The 13,050-nt window shown below is 48.3% G+C and carries 11 protein-coding genes; 7 read left to right on the forward strand and 4 right to left on the reverse strand.

Annotated features, from left to right (window positions below; all coding sequences use genetic code 11):
- Window positions 1–481: 481 nt before the first annotated feature.
- The 4 genes from ON05_RS00735 (at window position 482) to ON05_RS00750 (ending at window position 3,203) form a co-directional block, all read left to right on the forward strand.
- Complete coding sequence (locus ON05_RS00735; protein ID WP_050857443.1) at window positions 482–1,198, forward strand: S1C family serine protease; 717 nt, start codon at window positions 482–484, stop codon at window positions 1,196–1,198.
- Window positions 1,199–1,207: 9 nt separating this feature from the next.
- Window positions 1,208–2,204 (forward strand): IS1 family transposase gene (locus ON05_RS00740; RefSeq protein WP_262561004.1). Its coding sequence is split into 2 segments (ribosomal slippage): window positions 1,208–1,570 and window positions 1,572–2,204, totalling 996 coding nucleotides; the frame shifts between segments, so codons are not numbered across the junction.
- A 65-nt stretch (window positions 2,205–2,269) separates the two neighbouring features.
- The gene (locus tag ON05_RS00745) at window positions 2,270–2,680 is read left to right on the forward strand and encodes a pre-peptidase C-terminal domain-containing protein (protein WP_262561005.1); all 411 of its coding nucleotides are present in this window, start codon (window positions 2,270–2,272) and stop codon (window positions 2,678–2,680) included.
- Window positions 2,681–2,777: 97 nt separating this feature from the next.
- The gene (locus tag ON05_RS00750) at window positions 2,778–3,203 is read left to right on the forward strand and encodes a DUF4332 domain-containing protein (protein WP_010471510.1); all 426 of its coding nucleotides are present in this window, start codon (window positions 2,778–2,780) and stop codon (window positions 3,201–3,203) included.
- A gap of 4 nt (window positions 3,204–3,207) precedes the next feature.
- On the opposite strand, the gene ON05_RS00755 is transcribed toward ON05_RS00750, so the two are convergent.
- Window positions 3,208–4,485, reverse strand: a complete 1,278-nt coding sequence (locus tag ON05_RS00755) for an aminotransferase class V-fold PLP-dependent enzyme (protein ID WP_010471512.1) — start codon at window positions 4,483–4,485, stop codon at window positions 3,208–3,210.
- A 32-nt stretch (window positions 4,486–4,517) separates the two neighbouring features.
- Window positions 4,518–4,946: a low molecular weight phosphatase family protein gene (locus ON05_RS00760; protein WP_010471513.1), complete on the reverse strand. Its 429-nt coding sequence runs from the start codon at window positions 4,944–4,946 to the stop codon at window positions 4,518–4,520.
- Window positions 4,947–5,232: 286 nt separating this feature from the next.
- Between ON05_RS00760 and ON05_RS00765 the strand changes: the two genes are divergently transcribed.
- From ON05_RS00765 to ON05_RS00775, 3 genes are all read left to right on the forward strand, one after another.
- Window positions 5,233–6,072, forward strand: coding sequence for an SDR family oxidoreductase (locus ON05_RS00765; RefSeq protein ID WP_050857446.1), 840 nt, complete (start codon window positions 5,233–5,235; stop codon window positions 6,070–6,072).
- A gap of 179 nt (window positions 6,073–6,251) precedes the next feature.
- On the forward strand, window positions 6,252–8,942 hold the full coding sequence (locus ON05_RS00770) for an MGH1-like glycoside hydrolase domain-containing protein (protein ID WP_010471517.1): 2,691 nt from the start codon (window positions 6,252–6,254) through the stop codon (window positions 8,940–8,942).
- Between the two features lie 145 nt (window positions 8,943–9,087).
- Window positions 9,088–9,954 carry an MIP/aquaporin family protein gene (locus ON05_RS00775; protein WP_236618893.1) on the forward strand — a complete coding sequence of 289 codons (867 nt, stop codon included), beginning with the start codon at window positions 9,088–9,090 and terminating at the stop codon, window positions 9,952–9,954.
- A gap of 301 nt (window positions 9,955–10,255) precedes the next feature.
- Here ON05_RS00775 and ON05_RS00780 read toward each other — a convergent pair whose 3' ends face one another.
- Both ON05_RS00780 and ON05_RS00785 read right to left on the reverse strand, forming a co-directional pair.
- Window positions 10,256–11,803, reverse strand: coding sequence for a GMC oxidoreductase (locus ON05_RS00780; RefSeq protein ID WP_010471521.1), 1,548 nt, complete (start codon window positions 11,801–11,803; stop codon window positions 10,256–10,258).
- 50 nt (window positions 11,804–11,853) lie between these two features.
- The gene (locus ON05_RS00785; RefSeq protein ID WP_010471523.1) at window positions 11,854–13,050 is read right to left on the reverse strand and encodes a VOC family protein; all 1,197 of its coding nucleotides are present in this window, start codon (window positions 13,048–13,050) and stop codon (window positions 11,854–11,856) included.

The following is a 13,050-nucleotide window of genomic DNA, read 5'->3' on the forward strand; positions in this document are numbered from 1 at the left end:
TGAGAACTGCCCCATTTGTCCTGAATTTTATCGGCAAGCCTGGTTCCCATCATGAATAGCCCTAGATACTGCATCACTAAAGATAACGAACTTAACAACACCGGACAATATAGTTGAACACGGCTCTACTTCCTATCCTCCACAGCCTTAACGCCACTGCTGGCCCCCTTGTGTCTTAATTGATTAGAGCAACAGACCGCTCGACCCACACAGGATCTGTGACAGAGTTGAACCTCAACAGTTCTAGAGATCTCACTGTCTAGATTCATTAGCCTAGATATAGGCTCAAAGTCCCCCAGAATGGGGGATTTAGGGGGCGAGTGCAAAAGCTGATGTTGCCAAAAGAGATGGCAGAAATCTCGGTATTAACCAATTTTCATTCCTAAGATGCCGAAGATTAAATCTACTTAGTAAAATTTACGCTTGCATACGGGGCGTTCACTACAACGATAGATGATTCAACACATTCACTAAATTAGCTATGACTACCCATAAGCTGACATCTAAGTTGATCTCATTCAGTACCCTACTCCTAACAATTGCAACACCCACTCTTTCTCTCCATCCTGCCCTGGCACAAACTGCAAGAGCCCAATCTACCCAATCCATCGCAACACAGATCTACCAGCAAGCCAGTCCCGCCGTCATCACCATCAAAAACGGTTCAGGACATGGGAGTGGCTTTATTGTTAGCTCCGATGGTTGGATTATCACCAATGCTCATGTCGTTGCCAATGGTCCCCGGATCGTTACCGTCAAATTCAATGATGGTCGTCAAGTGTCCGCCGATGTCATTGGTTTTGCCCACAATGGCGTTGATCTAGCAGCCCTCAAAATATATGAATCTGCTAATTTACCCTCCCTTCCTGTCGCCCCTGTAGATTCGCCTCAAATAGGCGACGATATTTTTGTGATTGGCACCCCCCTGACCGAGGATTACCAAAATACCTTATCGAAGGGAATGATCAGTCGCGTAGACCCTCAGAAGGGAACGATTCAACATAATGCCAATACTAATCCAGGGAATTCAGGTGGACCTGTCCTCAACCGCCAGGGACAAGTTGTCGGTGTCCATTTCAGTGGAGATGTCCGGGGCCTTGTTTATAGTCGCACTGGTCGCCCCATTGGAGTGACTAAAAGTGGCATTGGCACTGGTCTGTTAGCAGGATCTAGCTATAATGCTTCCGACGCAACCTAATGTAGATCAATGGAATGCCCATATTGTCTAAGCGAGAAGATCCTAAAGCGCGGCTTTGATAGCCTGCAAGATGGGACATTAGTCCAGCGATATCAGTGTAAGGATTGCAATCGGCGTTTCAACGAACGCACGGGTACCCCAATGGCTCGCTTACGCACCGCTAGTTCAGTAGTGAGCTATGCCATCAAAGCTCGCACCGAAGGGATGGGTATTCGTGCTGCAGGTCGAACTTTCGGTAAATCTCATACCACCATTATGCGTTGGGAAAAACGCCTAGCAGACCAAGCACAGAACTGGTCACCTCCCGCACCAGCAGCCTCTGATGTGACGGTAGAAGGGGATGAAGTTTACACGCGTGTAGGCAAAAATCTTCCCCCCCAGCCAATCCCAGGGCTGGACCATCCATTTCCTTGAACGCGAAAGCCGCTATTGGTTGACAGCACAAGCTGGCCTCAAGGATGCACAACTTTTTGCAAATGGCGTTTACTCAGCTTGGGAGTGGGTCAAAGCCTGTGATGGGATTCGATGGTTTACCGATGGTGAGAGGCGTTATGGACAAGAACTTTGGAAGCTCGCCAATGTCTATCTCAATGGTGAGGAGTGTCATCCTGACTATGGGCATCGCAAGGTTTGGCGAGAGGGGTTAGAAGTCGCGATGAAAGTTAAAGGGTCTCAGGGGAATCGGCGAGTAGAGTGGGTGAAAGCAGAGCATCCCTTTACCGCTATCAGTCTAGGGTCTGAGGTCCATGCCAATCATAATGAGGCTCACAATGCTGCCTTGAGGAGACGATGTAGTGCTTATCGAAGACGGCAGAATCTCTACGCTAAGAAGCGGTCGGGGTTACAGCGAGTGCTAGATGTACAACGCCTGATTCATAACTGGGTTAGACCCCATTGGGGGCTCAGTAAGCAGACCACACCAGCAATGGAGATGGGATTTTGTTCTCGTCCGTTGAGCACACTAGAACTCCTCACCAATAAAGGGTTTAGGTATGTGCCCTGTTAGTAGACCAGTGCCGTGGCATTAACTTTGCCATCTCGGGTGACCGATTACACACCTTTCTAAAGGCAATGAGATCTGGAAAAACCTCTCGTGTTTCGACCTTACCCAAACCAAGCTCGGAGAAAAAGATCCCACAACTCGTAAGTCGGGAATTGGATGCCAGCCTGGAAAAAACAGATATCCAAATAACCCCTCAAACGTTTATGGACTTGTACCAATTCCAGGGTAAAGCCAAACAATCTGTATCACTAACCCTAAAAAGTGATGAATTTAATCCGGTTCTCCAGTTGTTCTTTGTGGATCAATCTGGTCCCAAACCAAAATATATTTCAGTAGCCAAAAATGATGACCGTGGACCAGCTGATTTCACTGCTCAATTGAATCTTTCACTCCTCCAAAATGGCCTCTATTACATTGGGGTAACGACATCTGATCGAGGCGAGCAAGGTCGATATCAAATTCAAGCCAAAGGCATCTAATTGTGCAGGGACCGACCACTATTTCTAGACGACCCTGCCCCCAACTCGCTACAGTGGACAAGCCCGATCAAGTCTCTAAGCGCGGGGACCCATCCCAGTGAAGCCCTCCAACACTTATACACCTGCGGAACCCCTTTCCCAACTGCCCGGTCTGAGTGCTGACCATCTCAGCCAACTTCAGCAATGTGGAATTACAACCATTCACAAACTCCACACTCAAACCCAATCGCCCCAGCAACGGCAAAAATTAGCAGTGCAACTGAAACTGCATCAAAAATACATCAATAAATGGGCTGCTCTTGCAGAACTGTCTTTGATTCCTGGCGTGGGGACGAAGAACTGTGGCTTGCTCCTACATGCAGGAGTGGGTTCGACAGGGCAACTTGCCCAGATGCCATCTGAGCGCCTGCATCGACAACTGCTCCGATTACATGTGGCGATGCTCGGACAAAACTCCCTTTGCCCAACTGTCGCGGAAGTGACCCAGTGGGTTATTCAAGCTCGTCGCCTTGCCCATCGTTAGCGATTCAAGCTAAATCACGAATATGGTTCAATATGCGATCGATTTCGTCAGGGGTGTTGTAAATACCAGGTGTCAAGCGAGCATAGGACACGTCATAAGGGGTAGTGCTGGCAATAATATTTTTAGCCTTTAGCTTAGCAACCACCGCCTTGGGTGAGAGTCCTTCCACATCAAAACAAACAATTGCGGCAGATAAATCATCGTCGATGGGCGTATACAGCTTGATATGCTGCATTTTTGACAACCCCTTTTTCAGTTGCCGACTGAGGGAATACAGGCGCTTGGTGACACGCTCTTTGCCCATCTGTTGGTGAAAGGCAAAGGCCTGAGCCATGGCCCATTGGTGCTCAAAGGTTTTAAATCCTCCAGGGGTCATCCAAGCCCCCCAGCCTGCCCCGCCCGAAAATGTTGGAATTGTCGGTGTAACCGCATCTTGGGTTTCAGGCTTGCCCCATATAAAACCAGAACCTCTTGGGGCGAACATCCATTTATGGGTGCCCGCAACAAAGAAATCACACCCTAGGGCGGGCAATGCATCATCTTCAACCCCTAAACCGTGAACACCATCGACAAAAAATAGGACCCGATCCTCCTCTGAGCGATTTTGGTTGAGTTGCTTTAACTGGTCTGCAATTTTAGCAATGGGAACTTTGAGGCCCGTGCTGGAATGAACCCAGGTTGCCGTAACCAGACGCGTTTTGGGGCCAATCCCGTTGATCAAGGTCTCAACCATTTCGTCTTGGCTAACGGTTTGGATATCTCGATACAGGGGAATTTCTTTGATCGTTGCTCCAGTTCTGGAAGCTTTATATTTCAAAGATGTATGGGTGGAGTAGTAATCAAAGGTGGTGGTCAGCATTTCCTGATCAGGACGAATGCTCAGCCCATTGATTACCAACGCAGTCCCCATTGTTGTACTGTCCGTAAGGGCAATGTCCTTGGCTTGAACCCCCAAATAGTCCGCCGCATTGGCTCGCACCGCTGCTACTAAATCGGGTCGATGGTCATAGAGATAATGGGTCGGGTTTTGATCGAGACCATCCCGATGCTCATCGATGGCGGATTGAACGGGAGTGGGATGGGAGGCTAGTAGCAAACCTGCCATATGAATATATTTAGGGTCCAAATTGAAGTGAGTGCGGACTGCCCGCCAATTCTTGAAGTTTTGGTGTTTAGTTCGATGGTTGGCTGATTGGCTGGTTGCGATTTGAGGGTTTACCAAAGTACCCACAGCCGTTCCCAAACCTGCGGTTATTAGAAAGTTTCTCCGAGACCAAGCCATGACGGTTTTTCCCTAGGGGTTTGAAACTGATCCTACAGTCTAGAAATCAGATCTTGGATGTGGTTTTCTAATTGTTTAAGGGCCTCGTCTGGATTCTCACGATCGACATCATGGACGCACCAATAGTGAATTTTATTTTCCCAGTCTGGAAATCGTGCGTGTATCAGGGGACGATGCTCTGTTTCGTCAACGGCTATCACCTGATGGGATGCATTGAGATCGTTTAAGGTCAGCGGCAAGGGAAAGCGAAGCGGATCCGAGAGCTGGATATTTCGACTCAGTAACCCTTGGCGAGCATATTTAGAGATGGGGCCAGCATTGTTTTGCCCCCGCTCCAAAGCAAGCCCCCGAGAATCTGCTCGCCAGCCGAGGTCCTTTTGGGCTGCTAAATGGTTGAAATAATGCTCTGAGAATCGACTTCGGTAGTAATTCCCAGTGCAGAGAAACAAGACCGTTTGCACTTAAATCGCTCAATATCTACCCCCATAACTTATCTGAAATCCGGATAAATGCTTATATTGCTTGAAGGATGGCCTTGAACGAGTGAAGCCATTACCAACCAGGCATGGGGAGAGTTAGAAGAGGTTACAGCCCATTGTTGCCGAATGCTAATGCAACACCAAAAATTCAATCAATTCTAGCGAAATTTTCAGTAGTTTTTAATCTTGCCGATTTAACTTGAGTCTGATGTTATCTCCATCCCAATCGTTCTCAAGGTAACTGAGGATCTTGAAAGCCTGTTCCTGGATGAGAAGGAAGTCTTTGATATCTACAGAGGTCTTTGATGTGAAACGTTTACTAGATCAAGTGGCCTTGGTAACAGGAGCCAGTTCTGGCATAGGATCTGGGGTCGCTCTCTGTTTGGCGCAAGAGGGGGCAAAAGTCATTGTTAACTATGCCAGCAGCCAGAAAGGGGCTGATGCGGTCGTTGCTGAAATTAAAGAACAAGGCGGAGACGCGATCTCAATTCAAGCCGATATCAGCCAAGAAGACCAAGTCCTCAATCTTTTTGCTAAAACCTATGAAGCCTATGGAACAATCGATATCCTCATTAACAATGCTGGTCTCCAAAAAGATCAGCCCTTTACCGAGATGACCTTAGAAGCTTGGAACAAGGTTATAGATGTCAATTTAACAGGGCAATTTCTCTGCGCCCGAGAAGCTGCAAAGGAATTCATCAAGCGGGGTGTTGTCCCAGGACGCTCTTGTTCAGCGGGAAAAATCATCTGTATGAGTTCAGTTCATGAGGTGATTCCTTGGGCAGGACATTGTAACTATGCGGCTTCCAAAGGGGGGGTAATGCTGCTGATGAAGAGCATGGCTCAGGAGCTAGCACCGCATAAAATTCGGGTCAATAGTATTGGGCCAGGGGCGATCAAAACACCTATCAATAAAGAGGCTTGGGATACACCAGCGGCAGAAGAAAGTTTACTCAGCCTAATCCCCTACAACCGGGTAGGTGAATCGAACGATATTGGGAAAGCGGCGGTGTGGCTGGCTTCCGATGAGTCAGAGTATGTCCATGGTGTGACCCTATTCGTGGATGGCGGCATGACCCTTTACCCCGGATTTGCAACAGGTGGTTAGACGCTCCATTTTACTCAACAGTGGGAATCTACTTATGGTTGTCCAGTTTGCCCAAGCGATTGGGGATAGCAGACATCAATCAGGCTGTTCAATATGTCCAGGAGGGGAAAGCTCGATAACGAGCTGTACTTGCTGCCTAACCTCCAAGTTCACTTTTTTGACTTTTTAGAGATGCCCCTATGACCACTCCCGAAGAACAACGACTCATAGAAAATCATGATAACCGCACACCAGGGAAAGACCATCGCCAGGCTCATTGGAAACGTTGGGGACCTTACCTTAGCGAACGTCAATGGGGCACGGTACGTGAGGACTATAGTGCCTATGGCGAAGCCTGGGATTATTTTTCTCATAATCAGGCCCGGTCAAGAGCCTATCGATGGGGTGAAGATGGCCTGTTAGGCATCTCTGATGACCATCAGCGTTTGTGTTTTGCCCTATCCCTATGGAATGGGGAAGACCCCATTTTGAAGGAGCGTTTGTATGGCTTGACGGGCAGTCAGGGCAATCATGGCGAAGATGTTAAAGAGTACTACTTTTACCTAGATAGCACTCCGACTCATTCCTATATGAAAGGGCTATATAAATATCCCCAGGCGGCATTTCCTTACGAGTGGCTGGAGTCAGAGAATCGTCGCCGGGGGCGTGGTGACCCAGAATTTGAACTGCTGGATACGGGAGTATTTGAGGGCGATCGCTACTTTGATGTTGGGGTGGAGTATGCGAAAGCATCACCTGAGGACATTCTGATCCGGATCAGCGTTACCAATCACGGCCCTGAGACGAAAACGTTGCATCTACTGCCAACTCTCTGGTTTCGTAATACCTGGGCTTGGGACAAAGGAGCTTCAGCACCTTCCTTAAAGGCAATTACCCCGTATACGGCTCAGGTCTCTCATCCTGAATTAGGAGAACGGTGGTGGACCTGTCTAGGGGCAACGGAACTGCTATTCACCCAAAACGAAACGAATTTTGAGCGGCTGTTTCAAGTTGATAATTCGCAACCCTATGTCAAAGACGGGATTCATAACTACATTGTCCAGGGTCATAAACAAGCTATCAATCCTGAACAAGTCGGAACCAAAGCTGCTGCGTATTATCCTTTGACTCTGGAGTCTGGAGAAACTCAGGTGGTGCAGCTGCGGCTCAGTGATCGACCCGATCAAGATGGGTCTGATTTTGAGCAAGTGTTTTGCGATCGCATTTCCGAAGCCGACGAGTTCTACGCCACTGTCACCCCAAACTGTCTAACAGCCGATCTTTGTAATATCCAGCGACAGGCTTTTGCAGGGATGCTGTGGACCAAGCAGTACTATCACTTTATTGTCAAGGACTGGCTCAAGGGAGATGCCAACAACCCGCCGCCACCTGAAACTCATCAGCAGGGGCGCAATCATCAATGGAAACATCTCCACTCCGACGATATTATTTCTATGCCAGACAAGTGGGAATATCCCTGGTTTGCAGCCTGGGACTTGGCCTTCCATACCATTCCTATCGCATTAGTGGATCCAGAGTTTGCCAAGAACCAGCTCGATATTATGACGCGAGAATGGTACATGCACCCCAATGGTCAGCTCCCAGCCTATGAATGGGCTTTTGGGGATGTCAATCCCCCGGTCCATGCCTGGGCGACTTGGCGGGTCTACAAAATTGAGCAGAAAAGAAAGGGGAAAGGCGATCGCCAGTTTCTGGAGCGAGTTTTTCAGAAACTGATGCTGAACTTCACCTGGTGGGTGAACCGGAAAGATGTCGAAGGCAATAATGTCTTTGAAGGCGGGTTCCTGGGATTAGATAATATTGGAGTCTTTGACCGCAGTTCTCCCTTACCAACGGGGGGCTTTATAGAGCAAGCAGACGGTACCAGTTGGATGGGTATGTATTGCCTAAATATGTTGGCCATCGCCCTGGAGCTAGCCCAAGAGAACGCAGTGTATGAAGACATGGCCACCAAGTTTTTTGAGCATTTTCTCTATATTGCAGAGGCGATGAACCATGTAGGTGGAGATGGCACCCAGCTTTGGGATGAAGAAGATGGCTTTTTCTATGACGTCTTGCACTTACCGAATAATGATCGCCTACCCCTCAAAGTACGATCCATGGTGGGGCTGATTCCACTATTTGCTGTGACCGTTCTTGAACCTGACATGTTGGCGAAAGTCCCCGCCTTCAAAGAGCGCTTAGAGTGGTTTATCGAGCATCGTACCGACCTCAAAAAGAACGTCGCCTGTATGGAGACTCAAGGCACGGAAGCGCGTCGGTTATTAGCGCTGTGCTACTTGACCCCCGGTCGGATAGTTCCATCCGATCGGTTTCGTCGTATTCTCAGTCATCTACTGGATGAACAGGAATTTTTCAGTGACTATGGGATTCGAGCCTTGTCTCGTCACCATAAACACCATCCTTATGTTTTTTATGTGGATGGACAAGAACATCGCGTAAATTATGAACCTGCAGAGTCAGGTAGCGGCTTATTTGGGGGAAATTCAAACTGGCGGGGTCCAGTCTGGTTTCCAGTCAACTATTTGCTAATTGAATCGCTGCAAAAGTTTTATCACTACGTTGGAGATGATTTTAAAGTGGAATGTCCTACAGGGTCTGGCAACTGGATGACCTTATGGGAGGTGGCTGCAGAAATTTCTCGGCGGTTGATGCGGATTTTCACCCAGGAATCATCTGGTCATCGTCCGGTCTATGGTGCCACTGAGACCTTCCAGTCCAATCCCCAATGGAAAAACTACATCCAGTTTTACGAATACTTCCATGGAGATAACGGCGCTGGAATTGGAGCCAGTCATCAAACGGGTTGGACTGGGTTAATCGCTAAACTAATTCAGCAGACGGGAGAAACCCTGGGTGAAGACCTATAAGAAGATGGCTGAACATCGGAGCCAATCCCCTAGGGTCAATCAGCAATGCCCATGTCTTTGAATATCCTAGACTTTGCGTTCGCTGATGATATTACTCCCCAAAGAGAGATGACTAGCATCAACAAAATTTTCGAGACGCCTTCCAATGAAATCGGAGACAGCAATTGATGGCAAGAGCACTTATATGCTCAAAAGCCTTAGAGACCATTGGCCTAACTATTTAATCGAAGCCTGGGGCTTAGGGACTTTTATGGTGTCAGCCGGGGGGTTGGCCACCCTTCTCTACGCCACAGATTCACCCTTAACCTTTCCCCATCCGCTCTGGCGAGACGTTGTGATGGGCATGGGCATGGGCGGGACAGCAATGGGCATTATCTACTCGCCCTGGGGCAAGCGATCGGGGGCACATATCAATCCGGCAGTGACCCTAACATTTTTTCGACTTCAGAAAATTACGGCCTGGGATGCGTTTTTCTATATTCTTGCCCAGTTTATCGGGGCATTCGTCGGGGTCTTGTTCGTGGCTGGTGTTCTAGGCGGCCCGTTTCAGCAGCCCCCGGTCAATTATGTGGTGACAGTACCCGGACAATGGGGATGGCCTGCAGCACTGGTCACAGAATTTACAATTTCCTTTGTGTTAATGACGATGGTGCTCTGGGTTAGCAACACACCTCAGTTGGCGAAGCTAACCGGATTTTTTTCAGGTATCTTTGTGACCCTCTATGTTATTTTTTCTGCACCCATTTCTGGCTTTGGCATGAATCCAGCGAGAACTTTTGGTTCAGCTTTGCCTGCCCAAACCTGGACTGCTTTTTGGATCTACTATTTAGCACCCCCTTTAGGAATGCTGCTAGCAGCAGAACTCTATCAGAGAATCTCGAAGGTGCGATCTCGTTCCATCTGCAGCAAGCTCTGCCCCAACGGGGATACGTTCTGTATCAGTCCAGTCTGTTGTGGTGAATGTGATAGGTTGATCCGGCCCTGGCGACAGAAGGTTGATTCTTCATCCTAACCGCTGGTAAATAGCTAATGAATTGACGTTCATTCTGTCGAGGATATCACTAAGCTGCGACCTGGCTTTGGTCAAGGGAACATAGTGGAGCCAACTAGGTGTTGGGCATGGAGAGAACTAGAGACGTTCTTCGCTAAAATTATCAGATTAGATTATTCGGCGATTAACTCAGCAGTTTTGTTGTTGCGATCATAAAATGACCAACATCCCATTACTGTTCGGATCAGGTGGGGAGGGAATAGATTAAAAGCATCAACATTCGCTTATGGAATTCTGAATCCACTAGATTATTTCCTCAATCCTAGAGAATTTGCTCTTTGATATAATCCGCAACTCTCAAAGTTTGGGCAATGATAGTCAGAGTGGGGTTAACCGCTCCTGCTGAGACAAAGAAACTACCATCAGTCACAAATACATTGTCCAAATCATGGGGCTGGCAATAGGGATCGAGAACGGACTGACTGGCATCTGTTCCCATCTTCATCGTGCCCATGGTGTGTCCAAGAGGAATGCCCACCATGCTGCCAAGATACAGGTCAACGGCATGAGTCCCTGGGTGACAGCCCACACAGTCTAAGAAATCAGTAAGCCGTTTCTTAAGTTGATTCGCAGGCTCGATATTATTGGCTTGGTAGTCAAAGACTACTTGTCCAGAACGGTTATAAGAGATCCCGTTTTCGACTCTGGGCAAGTCCTCACTTTGGAGCCAGAAGTCTAAGGAATGAGCCGCCATTTCCGCATGGGTCATGCCTAGCAACGGTTCTGGGGACTCTAATTTCATCAGAGCTTCATTAAAGTTACCTAGCATTTGAATCAGTCCCATCGGATATTTAAAGTCCTGATCACCCCAGTAGTAATCAGCTAGAGCTAAGGTTTTTTCAAAGGTGGCATCGTTTGGCGTTTTACTGATAGCAATCAAGGTGGCGTTGTTATGCCCCATGAAGTTGCGACCAACCAGACGCGTTGAGTTGGCAAGGCCGTTAGGGTGTTTTGGGTGTTGGGATCGCAAAAACAACAGCGCCGATCCCAAGGCCCCTGCGGCTACAATCATCAGTTCAGCAGCATACTCAACGGTTTCTCCAGCTTCCGTTTTCACAACAACTTTATCTATTCTGCGGCCAGTAGGATCGGCGACAAGTTGTTCTACAGGGCTATTGGTTTTGAGGGTTACATTGTCGTAGGTCAGAGCTGGACGAATACCCACAATATGTGAGTCTGCCTTTATTTCATAGGGATCAGGATAGCCATCGAATTGCGGCCATAAATCCAAGCTGCTGGTGGCTCCATCTTCACCATCGTGGCCCATCCGCATGCCCATCGGAATGGGGAACGGATGCAGTCCCTGATTGGCAAGATCGTCGTTGAGTCGTTGAATTCGAGGCTCATGCTGGAGCGGCCCATAAGGATAGGGAGAACTACGTTGAGGCTCCGTCGGATCTGCACCGTCTTCCCCATGGACGTAGTACCATTTTTCACCGATGGCGTAGTAAGGCTCTAGATCGGCATAGGAAATGGGCCAAGCTGGGGAAAGGCCATCATAATGTTCAACTTCTTCAAAATCTTTTTCTCGTAGACGAAACAGGGCAGATCCATAGAACTTGGTATTACCGCCTACGTAATAGTGGGGATGACTGGGTCTAAAGGGCTGGTCCTGGTGATACCAGGTGTCATCAGGGGTGTATCGTTTCTCGACCCAGTTCACATGGGGGTCAAAGTTGTCCATCTCCCGGGGAACAAAGCCCCCTTTTTCCAAAATTAAAATGCGTTTTCCTGTGGGAGCTAATGCTCTAGCCATGGTGCCACCCCCTGCACCCGTGCCAATAATAATGATGTCGTATGAGTTATCCATAGTGCATCTCCAAGGGATTAAGGATTAGAGGTTGGTGGGGCACAAAAAGACTAGAGTTGGACAACACGAAGGACATGTCCATCGGGATCTTTGACTAGAAACCCTTTACGAAAGCCCAGTTTGTTTGGGGGCAGGGTGATCACTCCAGGGGAGATGAAGGTTGCTCCTCCCTGACGAAGATGTTCTGCAGCCTGCTCAATATTTGTAACCTGAAGAATAGTGGCCCAGTGCCACAGGTCATCTGCTTTGCTATCGAGGGGAATGGGGCGACCGTTGGTGGGAGCTAAATAATCTAAGAACTCAACACCAGAACCCGTGGGGGCTTTGAGGCCACTAATTAGGAGTCTGGCCCCAAAAACATTATTGAGGTGTTCCTGTTCTGTTCCAAAGTTTTCGCTATGGCCTAAGAGTTCTAAACCCAGAAGATTTTCATAAAATTTACGGTTAACTTGGGTATTGGAAATTGCGATCGCAGTGTGATCAATTCCCAAAAACAGCTCCTTCGTCGGCTCTTGCCAACGTGGATCCCCTTTATCGGGTGGGAAGAAAATAATTTCTAAGTTGTGGCCATCCGGGTCCCGAAAATAAAACGCTTCAATCCCTGCTGCTGCCGGAATAGAGTCTGGGAATCTTTGGGGACCTGTCGAAGCATGCTGAACCTTATGTTGCCGCAGATGCTTATAGGCCGCATCCATATCCCGCACTACAATTGCAATATGTTGAAACCAGAGATCGTTACTGCGGGAATCAACAGGAATGGGACGACCCCCAGGTGTTAGATAGTCAATTAGCTCAATGCTTTCACGCCCCAACTGCAATTGAACAACCCGCATTCGCAAACCAAAAACTCCTTGCAACCGTTCATACTCCGTCCCCATCACCTCGGTATCTGAGACTTTTTTGAAGGGCAAGACTTTTGTATAGAACGCCAATGCTTGGTCCATATCCGAAACCGTGAGACTCACTCCCTTCACGGCCACGAGATTTTTTTGAGCCGCGGGCTGAAGCAACTGAGGGGCTGCTGTAGTCTTTTCTAGAACGGCTTGACTGAGTACTGGAGGATGGAGTCTGGCAACCTGACCGACCAGCAGGCCTAAAATTAACGATGTATAAAAAACAGATTTCTTGATGAGCATTGTTGCTGAATCGAGAATAATGAAAGTGAATCGTTCCAAGGTATTCCAGGATTTACCAGAAATCGAGTCGACGAATAGCCCCCAAAATTCCTGGGAACAAGCTGCGGACAA

Origin of the sequence: Acaryochloris sp. CCMEE 5410, assembly GCF_000238775.2 — a bacterium.
Classification (GTDB): Bacteria; Cyanobacteriota; Cyanobacteriia; order Thermosynechococcales; family Thermosynechococcaceae; genus Acaryochloris.

Excerpts from the sequence above, each read along its gene's own strand:
- ON05_RS00735 (WP_050857443.1), top strand. The coding sequence starts at position 482 with ATGACTACCCATAAGCTGACATCTAAGTTGATCTCATTCAGTACCCTA.
- ON05_RS00745 (WP_262561005.1), top strand. The coding sequence starts at position 2,270 with ATGAGATCTGGAAAAACCTCTCGTGTTTCGACCTTACCCAAACCAAGC.
- ON05_RS00755 (WP_010471512.1), bottom strand. The coding sequence starts at position 4,485 with ATGGCTTGGTCTCGGAGAAACTTTCTAATAACCGCAGGTTTGGGAACG.
- ON05_RS00765 (WP_050857446.1), top strand. The coding sequence starts at position 5,233 with ATGAGAAGGAAGTCTTTGATATCTACAGAGGTCTTTGATGTGAAACGT.
- ON05_RS00770 (WP_010471517.1), top strand. The coding sequence starts at position 6,252 with ATGACCACTCCCGAAGAACAACGACTCATAGAAAATCATGATAACCGC.
- ON05_RS00775 (WP_236618893.1), top strand. The coding sequence starts at position 9,088 with ATGAAATCGGAGACAGCAATTGATGGCAAGAGCACTTATATGCTCAAA.
- ON05_RS00780 (WP_010471521.1), bottom strand. The coding sequence starts at position 11,803 with ATGGATAACTCATACGACATCATTATTATTGGCACGGGTGCAGGGGGT.